This window comes from Glutamicibacter sp., from assembly GCF_050701915.1.
GTDB lineage: Bacteria > Actinomycetota > Actinomycetes > Actinomycetales > Micrococcaceae > Glutamicibacter.
On record NZ_JBOGEG010000020.1, the window covers coordinates 1 to 13,659 of the forward strand.

Here is a 13,659-nt window from a genome sequence, read left to right on the forward strand (position 1 = left end):
CTTCAGCGCTGGGCGGTCCTTTGGCGTGCCCCGTGCGATGATCAGAGGTTAATTGATCCTTCCGAGGGTGAAAGTGGGACTGTCCTTGCAGGGTCCTGGCGTGCGGGGTTCACTTGAGTATCGAGAGTCCATCACTTCGGCTTGGGGACCGGGCAGAATTGAGAAACGAGCACCACGTGGCACAACGCAAGACCGAACGGAAGAACCTGCAGGGCGAGGAAACCCGAACCAGGATTCTTGAGAAGACCATGCGTCTGGTCGCGGTCCACGGATACGCCGGAACCAGCCTCAGCATGGTGCGCAGGGCCTGCAATGTCTCCGCAAGTTCCATCTACTGGCACTATTCGGGCAAGGAAGAGCTGATCGCTGCAGCCCTGGACTACGCCTACCGCACCCAGGCGCAGCGGCTGCCGAACTGGCTGGATACCCCGCCCTCCTCCTCCCGTGCCAACGACCTGTACTCGCAGCTCATGCGCTCGCCCAGTGGCGAAGGCGAAATGGGGTACTGGCGTGCTGGGCTGCAGCTGGCGCTGACCAAGCCAGAGGTCCCGATCCTGGCACGGGAGCATTTCCTGCAGATCCGTGCCGAAGGTATCGAATGGACCGCTGACTGGTGGGAGCGCACCTTCCCGGAGAACATGCCGCAGCGGCGCGCCGCGGCTGTGCTCATGGGTACTCTGACGGTCGCCGAGCGAGAAAGCAGCTTCCTGAAGCTTCGCGGACCGCGGGCAACAGACACCGCCCGGCTGATCCGGATGAACGCCACGGCACTGGATGCGGTGGCAGGGCAGCTGGTGGCCCTGGCCGAAACCAGGGATCTTGCGCCAGCTAGCCCGGCTCCGCCGCAGATCACGCTGCTGCCGTCGGCCGATGACCCGGAATCCGGCCGTGAAGCGATCATTCGCGCTGCGCAGGAAGTCATTGGCCAGTCGGGATATGACGGGGTGAGCATCGCCAAGGTCTGCGAACGCGCAGGGCTTCCCGCCAGCTCGTTGTACTGGATCTTCAAGGACAAGGACGCGCTGATTTCTACCGTCATCTCCAACGCCTGTGCGGGATGGAAGCTGCTGCGTGAGAAGGAATTCGCGTTGCCGCCGGGGGAGCACTGGGCCGAGCAGATCCGCGCATTCATCCTGCCTTCCCTGGACGGGGCAGAGCACCGGCAGGGCGCGGTGCCGATGAGCCTGCTGCTGCTCCTGCAGCGTGCAGAGCACGTCCACGCCGGGCGCAGCGAATTAGAAAGTGTCCTGCAGGAGACCTTCGAAGCGACCGTCGACTGGTTCGATGCGCTGATGGGCCATGGAGCGGCAGCTGAGCGCCGGCATGCCCAGGATGTGGCCACCTGCCTGTTCCGCATGCTTGACGGGATGCTGATCAGCCGTCGCGTCGCAGAACAATTTTACGATCCGCAGCTGCTCGCCTCACTGATCAGCAACGCCATCGTGCAGATCGCGCGGCAGGGATCCAAGGCCGCCTAGGTTTGCCGATAGCGAACCACTCGATGTCCGGTTGGTGCAATGCGAAAGCCCTCGACGGAATTTTCCGCCGAGGGCCTTCGCCAATGGTGCAATCGGTAATGCAGGCAGTGGCCTAGTCTTCCGCTCCGCTCATCTGCTCTGCGGTGCATACCAGCTCTTGTGCCCAGGCGAGCACCTGGCGGCCGGAGGCGCCTTGCGGCAATCCGGAGGCGCGCAGCACCAAGCGGACCTTACCCGCGGCATCGCGGACCGGGGCCAGCAGCGAATCCACGTCGTAGCTGCCGGAATCGGCGAAATCCACCGGTGCGTAGCCGGAAGAAGTCTGCGCGATGATTTCGCGCAGCCTGCGCTCCTGGGCCGGGGTGTACAGGCCTGAGGAGTATTCGCGCAGCACCGAGTAGACCTCGTCGTCCGCGTGGTCCCCGCGCATGGTCACCGACCAGCCGCGGTCGCGGGCCACCTGCAGGCGGGCGCGGTAGTCTTCGGCGGTGCATTCATCCGTCGGCAGGGCGCGAGCCAGCCAGCGCTCGATGGTTTCCTCGTCCTCCCAGGCCAGGCACATTTCGCCCATGGGCGGCATCAGCGGGATGCGTTCGCCCAGGCGCTGTCCGTCATGGAATTCCCTGGTGCCTGCCACGATGACCGCCATCTCGTCGCCGATGACCGCCATGGTAGAGATTTCTGCGTCCATTGATGCCGCGAGCTGCTTCATTTTCGGGCGGTGGCGTTCGGCGCGGCGCACGCCGCGGATCAGGTCGGTCTCGAATGGCGCATGCAGCGACAGCGGGGCGAAGCGTCCGTAGCCGCCCTGGAAGAACAGCAGCGGGGCCACCGGGGAGCAGACCTGCAACTCCTGCACCGCACCGACCACGATGTGGTGGTCGCCGGCGTCGGTAATGGATTCGAAGGTGCAGTCGATGTAGGCGACCGCGCCGTCCAGCACCGGCGCGCCGGAGGGAGCCGGGCTCCACGCAATGTCCTCGAACTTGTTCGGCGCGCGGCTGGCGAAGCGGCGGCACAGCTCTTCCTGGTCGGCAGCCAGCACGTTCACGCAGAACGAGCTGGCGGTGCGCAGCTTCTTGAAGGTGGAGGAAGCTACCGTGGGCAGGAAGCCCACCAGCGGCGGATCCAGCGACACCGAGGTGAAGGACCCGACGATCATGCCGACCGGCTCGCCGTCCCCGGTGAGGCCGGTGATCAGCACGACGCCGGTCGGGAAGTGCCCCAGGACGTTGCGGAACTCCATCGGATCCGAGACGGGCGGGGTCTGTGCCCCCAGTGCTACTGCATTCACGGTCTTTTCCTTTCAGTACGTCGCTGGCGCAGCTACTTTTGGCCGATGAGGTCCAGGGCGACGTCAACGATCATGTCCTCCTGGCCGCCGACCATGCGGCGCTTGCCCAGTTCCATGAGGATGTCGGTGGTCGGGATGCCGTAGCGCTCGCTGGCGGCTTCGGCATGGCGCAGGAAGCTGGAATACACCCCGGCGTAGCCCAGCGAGAGGGTTTCGCGGTCGACGCGCACTGGCCGGTCCTGCAGCGGGCGGACCAGGTCATCGGCGGCATTCATCAGGGTGGCCAGGTCGCAACCGTGCTCGAAGCCGTACTTGTCAGCGGCGGCGATGAACGCCTCCAGCGGGGCATTGCCCGCGCCCGCACCCATGCCGGCCAGCGAGGCGTCTAACCGGTTCGCGCCGTGCTCCACGGCGGCCAGCGAGTTGGCGATGCTCAGCGAGAGGTTCTCGTGGGCGTGGATGCCGATCTCGGTGGCCGGATCCAGCACCTGGCGGAAGGCATCGATGCGTTCGGCTACCCCTTTGGGGGTCATCGCTCCGCCGGAGTCCACCACGTACACGCAGGTCGCTCCGTAGCTTTCCATGAGCTTGGCCTGGCGGGCCAGCTCGGCCGGCGCGGTCATATGCGACATCATCAAGAAGCCCACGGTGTCCATGCCGAGGTCGCGCGCGGCGGCGATGTGCTGCGCGGAGACGTCGGCCTCGGTGCTGTGGGTGGCGATGCGCACGACGGTGGCACCGGCCGAGTTGGCGGCCCTCAAATCCGTGATGGTGGCGATGCCCGGCAGCGCCAGGGTGGCGACCTTGGCGTTCTTCACCGCGGCGGCCACCGCGGAGATCCACTCCAGGTCGGTGTGGGCGCCGAACCCGTAGACGCAGGAGGAGCCGTTGATGCCATCCCCGTGTGCGACCTCGATGGAAGCGACCCCTGCCTGGTCGAGGGCGGTGGCGATGGCGACCGCCTGTTCGACGCTGTACTGGTGGCGGATGGCGTGCATGCCATCGCGCAGGGTGACATCTGAGATGTAGAGCTTGCTCATGCCCGGGCCTCCTGGAGTTCTGGGTTTTCGGCGGTGGTTGAGTGGTGCTGCGCCCAGCGTTCGGCCACGGCCATGGCGGCCGAGGTCATGATGTCCAGGTTGCCCGCGTAGGCCGGCAGGTAGTGCGCGGCGCCGGTGACCTCGAGCATCACGGTGACGCGCACGCCGGTGAAGTTTCCGGATTCCGGCTGGTACAGCGGGTTCTGCTCGGTGAAGGTCTCGAACTGCACAGCCTGCTTGAGCTGGTAGCCCGGGACGTAGCCCTGTATCTTGGCGGCCATATCGAGGATCGAGGATTCGATCTGGCCCAGGTCCGGATCTCCCTCGACAAGCGCGTAGACGGTGTTGCGCATGAGCATCGGCGGCTCGGCGGGATTCAGGATCATGATCGCCTTGCCTCGTCCCGCGCCGCCGATGTCCACCAGCGCCTGCGAGGTGGTCTCGGTGAATTCGTCGATGTTGGCGCGGGTGCCGGGGCCGGCGGACTTCGAGGAGACCGAGGAGACGATCTCCGCGTAGGGCACCGGGGCGACGGCGCTGATGGCCGCGACCATCGGCACGGTGGCTTGGCCACCGCAGGTGACCATGTTGAGGTTCGAGTCATCCAGATGGTCCTCCAGATTGACCACCGGTATGCAGGACGGACCGACGGCAGCCGGTGTCAGATCCAGCACGCGTACCCCGGTGTCCTTCAGCTTCTCCCAGTTGGCGCGGTGCGCGCCGGCGCTGGTTGCGTCGAAGATGACCTTGATGTCCTTGAAATTCGGCAGGGCCAGCAGCCCGTCGATGCCCTCGGCGGTGGTGGCCACCCCGAACTTGGCCGCGCGGCGCAGGCCGTCGGATTCCGGGTCGATGCCCACCATGGCACCCATTTCCAGGCGCGTCGAGCCGCGCATGACCTTGATCATCAGGTCCGTGCCGATATTGCCGGAGCCGATGATGGCCACCGGCCAGCGATTGCGCTGTTCCATTAGTTCTCCTCGTGCGTGATGCGGACCTGTCCGAGGCCCTGGATGGTTGCCACCGCGTTGGCTCCGGCGGGGAAGTCGACCATCGGGCCCAGTGCCCCGGTCATCAGGATTTCTCCGGCACGCAGCGGCCTGCCGAGCGAAGCCATCCGGCGCACCAGCCAGAGCGCGGCGCGGTACGGATGGCCTAGGCAGGCGGCGCCTGACCCGACTGAACGCACCTTGCCGTTGACTTCCATGGCCATGCCGGCGGCCGACAGATCCAGCGCCGTGGGCAGTACCGGGACCGTGCCGGTGACGATCCGCCCGCAGGAGGCGTTGTCCGCGATCGTATCCAGGATCGAGATATCCCAGTTCTCGATCCGGGAGCCGACGATTTCAATGGCCGGAAGCAGGTGGTCGACCGCGGAAATCAGCTCGTTGATGGTGGTGTCCGGGTGCGGCAAGTCCTTGTTCAGGACCAGCGCGATTTCCGCCTCGACGCGCGGCTGAAGCACCGCATTGGCGGCCAGCGTCTCGCCGTCGGCCAGGCACATGTCTGCGAACAGCGCCCCGAAGTCCGGCTGGTCCACACCCATTTGGGCTTGGACGGACGGCGATGTCAGCCCGATCTTGCGGCCGATAACCCGTCGTCCTGCGCTGATGGCATGGTCCTCGTTCAGGCGCTGGACCTCGTAGGCGGCGTCGATGCCGCCGGCCGCCAGCTCGTCCCGGATGGGGTTGATGGCAATGCCGTTGAGCTCAGCTTCGCGCAGACGCAGGGCGAGATCCGCCAGTTCTTCTGGCCGTGCGCGAACCGTTTGAGTGTGTGTGGTCATCCGTCCTCCAAAGTGAAATCCCAGTATCTACAGCTTTGTTTCGGCCGCGATCGGGTTGTCTCAGAGAGCGGGATAAAATTAGGAATCTAGTTCTAGTTTTTGCCTGTAGTGAGGTGTACAGTGAATGAAAGCAAATAGTGGCCGACGTCACACATGAGGCTAGTGATGGCTTCGGGACCGTTGGCAAACACGCAAACCGCACGAATTTGCGTACCCAAAGATTTGAATCCCTTTACCCCAGGAAGGTTTCCAAATGAGCATTCTGACCTCTGCCCCTGCCACTGAATGTTTGCCGGCATCCCCGTCGAACTCGCAGGCACCGTCCATGGTTTCCCGGATGACAATGATCATGGAGGCCTTTGAACCGCAGGACGCGCGATTGCTGCTGGATGAGATCACAGTTCGCGCGGGCCTGCCGAGATCAACCACCCACCGGATCCTCGACCAGTTGGTACAGATTGGGTGGTTGGAGCACAACCCCGACGGTTATGGCATGGGCTGGCGTTCGCTGAAGTATCGCAACAATGACTCAATCAGCAGCCGGATCCGCACCGAGGCGGCCCCCTTGCTGCATGACCTGCATATCCGAACCGGCAGGGTGGTGCACTTGGCGGTCTTGGAAGGGGCGAATATTCGCTACCTCGACAAGCTGGGAGGCGCAAACGCCACGGCAGTACCTTCCCGCGTAGGCGGGATCAATCCTGCCCACACTACCGCCTTGGGCAAGTCGATGCTGGCGTGGATGGATCCTGAGGACCTCGACGAGATTTTCTCCAATGGGGTGGGCCAGAAAGCTGGCAAGACGTTGAATGATTCGAGCTTGCTGTATTCGGAACTAGCACGAATCCGCCGTCGCGGAGGACTGGCCTACGAAACTGGAGAAAGCTATGAAGGCATCACTTGCGTTGCCTCGGCCATAAAAATCAGGCGTAATCCCGTTGCGGCGCTGTCGCTCGTGGGACGCGGACGGGATGCCATGGAGTTGCTTGCCCCGCTGGTGCAGCAGGCCGCGCGCAGAATCTCCGAATCGCTCAGCGCCCCGGCATCGATGACTGCCTGACCGGCAGTCGTTGGCATTCCGCCAGCTTCGCGATGCGAGCGCGGGAACTGACCGCGAACGCATCCGGGAAGCAGCTATCTGCTGGTGTCCTGAGAGGAGCCCAGAACCACAGTTTCGATTCTGATCGCCGAATCGCTTGCCCGGGCGGGCATGAAAACTCCCCAAAGGGCGGGCTGCAAAGTTGCAGTCCGGCCTTTGGGGAGTCAATAAGTAGGGACGACTGTCGAACTAGCTGCTTGCTCAGCCGGTCCTAGACTTCCGAGCCTCCGTCAAGCGCGGCCCCATCTGGAGTCGCTCCGCCTTCATCGGTCCAGTCCTGGCCAACTTCATCATTCAAGGCAGGGTCGGAAATGGTATCGGGCTGTTCAGCTTCTGCCTTGTGCAGCAGGGCTTCAGGGTTGTTCTCGCTCATAAATCCATCCCTCTCGTTGCTTGGAATGCCAACCTAACAAGGATCAGCGAGCTTCAGGACCCGGCTGGAGCCTTTTCCAGCAAGTCTTGAGCTATCCATCAGTGCGCACTAACCGGCTTCACGGCCAGGACAAACTTCCTCAGGCTTTGCGCTGCACGAATACCACGGCATCGTCCAGGGTTGCCGGATTACCGTCGGGCCCGATGACGGTGCGTTCGCGGACCTCGGCGCACAGCACGTCCCACTGCGCCGGATCCAGAGCCAAAGCTTCCAGTTCCTCTTCGGGGCTGGGGAACATCGGCATCTGGTGATCGGGCTTGTTGGCAAAGGACGGCATGGAGGCATGGGACAGGGCAAGCAGGTGGCCGCCTTGCGCGACCAGCGTCGCCGCCTTGCGCAGGAAGTCAGCACGAGGGAATTCAAAGGGTGCCTGGAAGAAGCTCAAGGTCACCAGATCAAAGGTTTCCCCGGTATTCCACGCAGCCAGATCTGAAGCGATGAAGCGGGTTTGCCCCGCGTCCAGGCCATGCTTGGCGGCTTCTTCCTGCGCGCGCTTCACCGCGGTGGGCGAGATGTCGACACCGGTAGCCTTCCAGCCATTGGTGGCCAGCCAAAGCGCATCGCCTCCCTCGCCGCAGCCGATATCCAGCGACGTGCCGGGGGCCAGCGGGGCAACAAGGTTCTCGATGACCTGGTTGACCTTGCCTGACCAGACCCGCTCGGACTGGCCGTAGTGGTTCTCCCAGAAGGCGACGTCGTCATGTTCTTTGGTGTGGTGTTCGTGGTGGTGGCTCATTTTCGGTGTTCCCCATTCGTCAGTAAGGCCGTTGTTAAAGACCCTACTGACGATGGGCCTCATGCGCGATCACTTTTGCGCCAGAGGCAAGAATCGCTGCTATTACCTTGCGCTGACCTTGCCGAAGAGCCGGGCAATGGATGCAAGAATCACTGGCCGGCAGGCCAGCCAAGCTCCGGCGATTACCAGCAGCGAGAGTGCGAAGAAGAGCAGTCCGGTCCAGTTATCCGCATACTCGGCTGGGTCTGTGGAACCCTGTGCCGCGTACATGTGGTTCAGGTTGCGCAGCGCCCCGGTAGAGAACACCAGGATCACGTGCACGAGGATGAACAATACGAAGTACAGCATGGTTGGGAAGTGCAGGGCGCGCGCAACCTCGATCGGGTACTTCCTGGTCAGCGCTGGCATGTTCTTTGGCCAGAATGCACTGAGCCGGAAGCCGGTAATTGCCGCTACCGGGGCCGCAATGAACACGGTGGTGAAGTAGGCCAGCTGCTGCAGCGAGTTGTAGTTCACCCAGCCGTTTTCGGTCGGCCAATCCAGCGTCAGGTACTGCAAGGCCGCCGAAATCGCATTGGGGAAGACCTCCCACGACGTCGGGACGATGCGCATCCAGTGGCCGGTGGCGAACAGCAGCACGAGGAACACCAAGCCATTGATGATCCACAGCAGGTCAAGGCCCTGATGCAGCCAGAGGTTGATGCTCACCTTCGGGCTGCGCTTCGAGGACAAATAGGCAGGCGGCTTCTTCTGATGCCTGACCAGCATGCCAGAGCGGATGATCAGGACCATCAGGAAGAAGTTGAAGAAGTGGTTCCATGCCAGCCAACCGGGGAAGCCAATGGGTGCCGATTCTGGCAGATGGTATTCGCCCGGGTAGCGTTCCAAGAAGGACTCGACCGCGTCGATGCCGGCAATGCCACGGGCAATGAGCACCACGGCGGTGGCCAAACCCAGTGCGGCGAACGCGCCGACGATTGCAGCGAGCACCCATTGCTTGGTGGTCAGCGGACCATGCTTGACCGCTTCCTGCTTGCTCTTTGGAGCGGCCTGGGGTTGCGGTGCGCTCGCAGGCTTGGCGGCCGATGCTTTCTCTGCCGGAGCTGCGGCTGAAGCAGCAGGCTGCTGCACGCCCATGCGCGTCCGCGCGGGGGCAGCCGGTGCTTCGTCCGCCGGCGCTGCAGGAGTTGGCTTCGCTTCCGGCATGGCGGACGGTGTGGCCTCGGCGGCTTCCGCAGCCGGAGCCGGTGGAACCGGAGCGGCAGCAACAACGCTTTCTGGTGCGCTGGCTGCGGGTGCCTCAGGTGCTGCTGTGGGCGCCGCGGCAATAGGTGCCGCCACGAATGAACTTGGCGGCCAGGCTTCTGCGCCGGCGGTCCGCGGAAGTCCACGGCGAACTGCTGGTGCATCTGCACTGGGAACCGCCGCGGCCGGTGCTGCACTGGCAGGTGGAACTGGTTCGCTGGCTGCCGGCGCTAGTTCGGTGGCCGGCGCCATGGACTGTTCGACCACCGGTTCGGCTATCGGCGCGGCAACCGGTTCGGAGGCTGGTTCAGCCGTTGCTGTCTTAAGCGCGGCGGGAACGCTCGCGACAGCAGAAATTCCTGCAGGCGGCCACGGCTCGCCGCCGGCAACACGTGGCAGGCCTCGGCGCACAGGTCCAGCAGCCGGTGCCTGATCTGCAACAGCTTCCGTGGACGGAGCGTCGGCCGCGGAAGCAGCAGGTGCTTCGGCAAACGCCAGCTCAGCTGGATCAGGTGAAACTACGGCCTGTTCGTGAACGGGCTCGGCCACGGGCTCATCCGTAACTGGTTCGGCGACGGTCTCGGACGCGGCGACCGGCACGGAATCGAACAGCTCGGCCGGAGGCCAAGGATCGCCGCCCGCGACGCGGGGCAGCCCCTGGCGGATGGATTGGCTAGGTGCGTTCATGGCGATTAGGCCTTGCGTGCTTCCAGTGCGGAAATCAGCTGGGGGACGACCTTGAAGACATCCCCAACCACACCGAAGTCGGCGATCTCGAAGATCGGCGCATCGGCATCCTTGTTGATGGCGACGATGGTCTTGGCGGTCTGCATGCCCGCCTTGTGCTGGATGGCTCCGGAAATGCCCAGCGCCACGTACAACTGGGGGGAGACTGCGACGCCGGTCTGGCCTACCTGGGCAGCATGCTCGACGTAGCCAGCATCCACCGCTGCACGCGATGCGCCCACGGCAGCGCCCAAGGCATCGGCCAGCTGGTGCACCAGGTCGAACTGCTCGGCGCTGCCCAAGCCGCGACCACCTGAGACCACGCGTGCCGCGGAACGCAGCTCGGGACGGGTGGATGCCGCTTCGGCCGTTTTCAGTTCCTTGACCTCGATCTCCGGCTTGCCGCTTGCGGCTACCGCCAGCGAGATGGCGCTCGCCGGCTGGGCTTGGGCGCGCTCTTCGATGCTGCCCACGCGCACGGTGATCACCGGCGCGCCGAAGGTCGGGGCACTGTGGGTCGAGTACGCGCCACCGTAGATCGAGTGGGCTGCGATGATTCCCTGGTCATCGCGCGAAACGCCGAGGGCATCGACGCTCAACGCCAAGCGGTTGCGCACAGCGAAGCGCGCGGCCACTTCACGCGAGGTCAGGGTATGCCCGAGCAGCACGGCTTGTGGCTGGACCTGTGCGAAGGCCTGCTGCAGCGCGTCAGCCATCGGCGCGGTCAGCACCGGAGAGTCGACGGCGGCGGTGAGCACCTGCGCGGCGCCAGCCTCGCTGGCTTGCGCCGCCAGGGAATCAATGGATCCGGCCGGGGCAGTGACCAGTGCTACCGGGGTGCCCACGGCGCAGGCGGCGCCGAGCAGTTCCGCGTGGTTCTTGGCCAGCGTTCCAGTAGCGGTGGTCTCGAGGAAAACAAGAATTGAATCAGAAGCAAAGGCAGTCATGGTCTTCTTTCCGCTCACACCAGGTTGTTCTTGACGAGGAATTCGGCCAACGCGTTACCGGCCTCGCCGTCATCGGCCACGACAGTTCCAGCGGTGCGAGGCGGGCGCTGGGCCACCGAAACCATGATGGAACGCGCGGTATCCGTTGGCAGGGACTCGACGCCCAAATCCGCTAGGGACAGGGACTCGACCGGTTTCTTCTTCGCGGCCATGATGCCCTTGAAGTTCGGGAAGCGGGCATCTGGCAATGCCTCGGTGATCGAAGCGACCGCCGGCAATGGGGCGCTGATCTGAGCGGCAGCGCCATCCAGCTCGCGCAATCCGCTGATCGCGCCGTCGGCAATTTCCACCGAGGACAACGAGGTCGCCGCCGGAAGATCAAGCAGCTCGGCCAGCATGACCGGGAGCATGCCTGCAGAGCCGTCGGTGGACATGTTGCCGGTGAGGACCAGATCGTAATTGCCTCGGCGCAAAGCCGCCGCCAGGACCTGTGCGGTGAGTACCAGATCGGCGCCGAGAAGCTCCTCGTCGCTGATATGCACGGCGCTGGCAGCGCCCATGGCCAAACCCTTGCGCAAGGTGGCCTGAGCCGAATCCGGGCCCATGGTCAGCACGGTGATTTCAGTTCCAGGGTTCGCATCAGCATGCTTCAACGCGACTTCCAGGGTCCGCTCGCTGATTTCATCGAGCACCACTTCTGAAGCGGCACGGTCAGCCAGGCCGGTTTCCAGATCCAGCAGACGGTCCTCTCCGGTATCTGGGACTTCTTTGATCAGAACCGCGATCTTCATTATTTTCTCCCTCTTATCGCAGTAGATTCTGCCAGGACATCCGATGGCCGGAAATCATCAATGATTCCGGGCCCCGCGGACCATTGAAATGGCCCCCGCCGAAACTACTAGGAAATCCAAGTTCATTAATGGGCCACGGCGCAGATTTTCTGCAGAACTCGAAGCATTGTGTCGTAGGCTACATCTGTCTTTGCTGTTCATCTTGTCGGATCCAGCGCCATTGGTCAATGAAAGTGGACAAGAAAACAGCAAGTGAGCACCTTGAACAACAAAAGGTCCACGGTTCGGCCGGGTTACCCGGGCACACTTCCACGCAGGTGAGCCGCATCGCGCTATTCCCCCGGATTCGGGCGGGCACCGTAGGCTTTAACCAGAGACCAATTTCGGAACCAAAGGACGGCTCATGGCCAGCAAAAAGCGTCAAGGCAAGAAGAACTCAGGCGCAGGCAATCCTGCCAAGGCGGCAGCGCGCGGTCGCAGCGTGTTCCGGATCCAGGCTGAACAGCAGATCGATGCGCTTCGCCATGACTACACGGCTTGGGTAGCTGACCAGGTTCCTGCTTTCTCGCCCGAACAGGCGGCGCAGGCTGCGGGCATGCAGCTGGACGTCATTGGGCAGATCGCCGGCCAGTACGCCGAAAACGCCCGCAGTTCGAACCTGTTCGACCTGGACATCGATGTCTTCGGCGAGACCCTGGCCGAGCACCTGGGCAACCTGCCGGAATCTGTGGCTCCGGAGCCGATCTTCACCACGTGGCTGGAATACTTCAGCTTCATCGAGCAGGGCAAGCTCTGGCAGGGCCCGGCGGAAAACCTCGAAGCCCTGCGCGAGATGCTGGACGATACCCTCAACGGCTTTGCCGAAGGCGACGCGGAACTGTGCGAATTGCTGCGCGGAACCAAGCTGTTCACCCAGGTCAAGGCCTATGCCCAGGCATTGACCGAGGGCGTGGACATGGAGGACTTCTCTCCAGAGGCCGAAGCGCCGCGCTCCAAGGTATTGACTGCCGTGGGCCTGGATGCCGAAACCTTCGACCCGGAAGGTCCGGCGCCGCTAGCCTTCAACTACATCTGGAGCGCCGGCCGCATGTCCGTCGTGGAGTCCGAAGGCTCGGTCATGCGCACCGACCCGGAGGCCTATGATTTGCTGGTCGCCGGCGAGGAAGCGGCCAGCGCGCAGCTGCTCTTCGAGATGGCTGTCGGCTGCGTCCAGGCGCACCTGAACCCGACCTTCGATGTCACCTTGCGAGATGAAGCCCACTACCTGGTGTTGCGCAACCTGCTGGTCACCGCATCCACCGGCCGCGAAGGGGACCGGGAAGGCCTGCGCCGCAACTGCGGTCCGAAGATCTACGATGCCGTGCTGCCAGAAGCCCGAACCGCCATGGATTCATTGGCCGGCTACGGCCTGATTTCCAAGGACGGCGAGCACTACAGCATCGACGAGCGTCTGGTTCCGGTCATCTCTGCGGGCATCACCGAGGTTGAGGCCTTCTTCGAAGAAGCCGAATAATTCAGCGCGGGATACCCGCAGCAGTACGGCTCTGCGGGTATCAGCCAACGCAAGAAGATGTTCTCCAGTTGCAGGCAGGCGGGCGGCAATGGGCAGGGAAAATGGCAGGCCATTGAGGTGGCTAGCTACAGCCAGCGGAATCCTCTTCGCTGTGCTGCTGCTTTTCGTGGATCCCCTGATCGCAGGGGCTCAATGGTGGTCCGTTCCCGGCCTCTGGCTGCCCTTGGCTTTCCCGATGCTTCCATGGCTTGCCGTTGCCGGCGTCATGGCATGGCTGGGAAGTGCAACCGGGCGTTGGCTGCATGCGCTGGTGTTCAGCCTCGTTTCCTTGGCGGCCGGCGCGATTCCGGGCTTGATCTGGACGCTGCTGCTGTTTGATGCCTTCCCCGATTCCGCCAGCCCGCAGCTGCCCATGGCTGTCTCGCTATTCTCGGGGGCGGCAGCGATTGCGCTGGGGGCAATTGCAGCTTCAACCGCCATCCTCAGGCGCTTGAGGAAGGCCCGGCCGGCTGCCGCCGCGAACTAGGCGGGCGCAGCGCCCACCATCGAGCAGGCCAGTGCCGCTACTTCG

The 13,659-nt window shown here is 63.7% G+C and carries 13 protein-coding genes; 4 read left to right on the forward strand and 9 right to left on the reverse strand.

Features of this window, described 5'->3' with window-relative positions:
- The first annotated feature begins 176 nt into the window (after window positions 1-176).
- Window positions 177-1,478 carry a TetR/AcrR family transcriptional regulator gene (locus tag ACRDT3_RS12260; RefSeq protein WP_431493240.1) on the forward strand — a complete coding sequence of 434 codons (1,302 nt, stop codon included), beginning with the start codon at window positions 177-179 and terminating at the stop codon, window positions 1,476-1,478.
- Between the two features lie 112 nt (window positions 1,479-1,590).
- Here the strand turns inward: ACRDT3_RS12260 and ACRDT3_RS12265 are convergent, their stop codons facing one another.
- From ACRDT3_RS12265 to ACRDT3_RS12280, 4 genes are read right to left on the reverse strand one after another with little or no spacing between them, the layout of a single operon-like run.
- Window positions 1,591-2,772: a flavin reductase gene (locus tag ACRDT3_RS12265; RefSeq protein WP_431493241.1), complete on the reverse strand. Its 1,182-nt coding sequence runs from the start codon at window positions 2,770-2,772 to the stop codon at window positions 1,591-1,593.
- Between the two features lie 32 nt (window positions 2,773-2,804).
- Window positions 2,805-3,812 (reverse strand): 4-hydroxy-2-oxovalerate aldolase, encoded by a 1,008-nt coding sequence (gene dmpG / locus ACRDT3_RS12270; protein WP_431493242.1) that lies wholly within the window; start codon window positions 3,810-3,812, stop codon window positions 2,805-2,807.
- On the reverse strand, window positions 3,809-4,783 hold the full coding sequence (locus tag ACRDT3_RS12275; protein ID WP_431493243.1) for an acetaldehyde dehydrogenase (acetylating): 975 nt from the start codon (window positions 4,781-4,783) through the stop codon (window positions 3,809-3,811). The genes dmpG and ACRDT3_RS12275 overlap by 4 nt, the downstream gene beginning before the upstream one ends.
- A complete protein-coding gene (locus ACRDT3_RS12280) occupies window positions 4,783-5,598 on the reverse strand; it encodes a fumarylacetoacetate hydrolase family protein (protein WP_431493244.1) in 816 nt (271 codons plus the stop codon). The genes ACRDT3_RS12275 and ACRDT3_RS12280 overlap by 1 nt, the downstream gene beginning before the upstream one ends.
- 253 nt (window positions 5,599-5,851) lie before the next feature.
- On the opposite strand from ACRDT3_RS12280, the gene ACRDT3_RS12285 reads away from it, so the two are divergent.
- Window positions 5,852-6,658, forward strand: coding sequence for an IclR family transcriptional regulator (locus ACRDT3_RS12285; RefSeq protein WP_431493245.1), 807 nt, complete (start codon window positions 5,852-5,854; stop codon window positions 6,656-6,658).
- A gap of 250 nt (window positions 6,659-6,908) precedes the next feature.
- On the opposite strand, the gene ACRDT3_RS12290 is transcribed toward ACRDT3_RS12285, so the two are convergent.
- From ACRDT3_RS12290 to ACRDT3_RS12310, 5 genes are all read right to left on the reverse strand, one after another.
- Complete coding sequence (locus tag ACRDT3_RS12290; RefSeq protein WP_431493246.1) at window positions 6,909-7,070, reverse strand: hypothetical protein; 162 nt, start codon at window positions 7,068-7,070, stop codon at window positions 6,909-6,911.
- Window positions 7,071-7,209: 139 nt separating this feature from the next.
- Window positions 7,210-7,866 (reverse strand): class I SAM-dependent methyltransferase, encoded by a 657-nt coding sequence (locus tag ACRDT3_RS12295; RefSeq protein ID WP_431493247.1) that lies wholly within the window; start codon window positions 7,864-7,866, stop codon window positions 7,210-7,212.
- 102 nt (window positions 7,867-7,968) lie between these two features.
- A complete protein-coding gene (locus tag ACRDT3_RS12300; protein WP_431493248.1) occupies window positions 7,969-9,798 on the reverse strand; it encodes a cytochrome b/b6 domain-containing protein in 1,830 nt (609 codons plus the stop codon).
- Window positions 9,799-9,803: 5 nt separating this feature from the next.
- Window positions 9,804-10,784 (reverse strand): electron transfer flavoprotein subunit alpha/FixB family protein, encoded by a 981-nt coding sequence (locus ACRDT3_RS12305; protein WP_431493291.1) that lies wholly within the window; start codon window positions 10,782-10,784, stop codon window positions 9,804-9,806.
- Between the two features lie 14 nt (window positions 10,785-10,798).
- Window positions 10,799-11,575: an electron transfer flavoprotein subunit beta/FixA family protein gene (locus ACRDT3_RS12310; RefSeq protein WP_431493249.1), complete on the reverse strand. Its 777-nt coding sequence runs from the start codon at window positions 11,573-11,575 to the stop codon at window positions 10,799-10,801.
- 403 nt (window positions 11,576-11,978) lie between these two features.
- Between ACRDT3_RS12310 and ACRDT3_RS12315 the strand changes: the two genes are divergently transcribed.
- Together ACRDT3_RS12315 and ACRDT3_RS12320 are read left to right on the forward strand one after the other, a co-directional pair.
- Window positions 11,979-13,088, forward strand: a complete 1,110-nt coding sequence (locus ACRDT3_RS12315) for a hypothetical protein (protein ID WP_431493250.1) — start codon at window positions 11,979-11,981, stop codon at window positions 13,086-13,088.
- An 88-nt stretch (window positions 13,089-13,176) separates the two neighbouring features.
- Complete coding sequence (locus tag ACRDT3_RS12320) at window positions 13,177-13,614, forward strand: hypothetical protein (protein ID WP_431493251.1); 438 nt, start codon at window positions 13,177-13,179, stop codon at window positions 13,612-13,614.
- The last annotated feature ends 45 nt before the right edge of the window (window positions 13,615-13,659 follow it).

What these genes read in the sequence shown, in the direction of transcription:
- ACRDT3_RS12305 (WP_431493291.1), bottom strand. Translation starts at nt 10,784, where the DNA reads ATGACTGCCTTTGCTTCTGATTCAATTCTTGTTTTCCTCGAGACCACC.
- ACRDT3_RS12285 (WP_431493245.1), top strand. Translation starts at nt 5,852, where the DNA reads ATGAGCATTCTGACCTCTGCCCCTGCCACTGAATGTTTGCCGGCATCC.
- ACRDT3_RS12290 (WP_431493246.1), bottom strand. Translation starts at nt 7,070, where the DNA reads ATGAGCGAGAACAACCCTGAAGCCCTGCTGCACAAGGCAGAAGCTGAA.
- ACRDT3_RS12300 (WP_431493248.1), bottom strand. Translation starts at nt 9,798, where the DNA reads ATGAACGCACCTAGCCAATCCATCCGCCAGGGGCTGCCCCGCGTCGCG.
- ACRDT3_RS12295 (WP_431493247.1), bottom strand. Translation starts at nt 7,866, where the DNA reads ATGAGCCACCACCACGAACACCACACCAAAGAACATGACGACGTCGCC.
- ACRDT3_RS12320 (WP_431493251.1), top strand. Translation starts at nt 13,177, where the DNA reads ATGGGCAGGGAAAATGGCAGGCCATTGAGGTGGCTAGCTACAGCCAGC.
- dmpG (WP_431493242.1), bottom strand. Translation starts at nt 3,812, where the DNA reads ATGAGCAAGCTCTACATCTCAGATGTCACCCTGCGCGATGGCATGCAC.
- ACRDT3_RS12275 (WP_431493243.1), bottom strand. Translation starts at nt 4,783, where the DNA reads ATGGAACAGCGCAATCGCTGGCCGGTGGCCATCATCGGCTCCGGCAAT.
- ACRDT3_RS12310 (WP_431493249.1), bottom strand. Translation starts at nt 11,575, where the DNA reads ATGAAGATCGCGGTTCTGATCAAAGAAGTCCCAGATACCGGAGAGGAC.
- ACRDT3_RS12280 (WP_431493244.1), bottom strand. Translation starts at nt 5,598, where the DNA reads ATGACCACACACACTCAAACGGTTCGCGCACGGCCAGAAGAACTGGCG.
- ACRDT3_RS12315 (WP_431493250.1), top strand. Translation starts at nt 11,979, where the DNA reads ATGGCCAGCAAAAAGCGTCAAGGCAAGAAGAACTCAGGCGCAGGCAAT.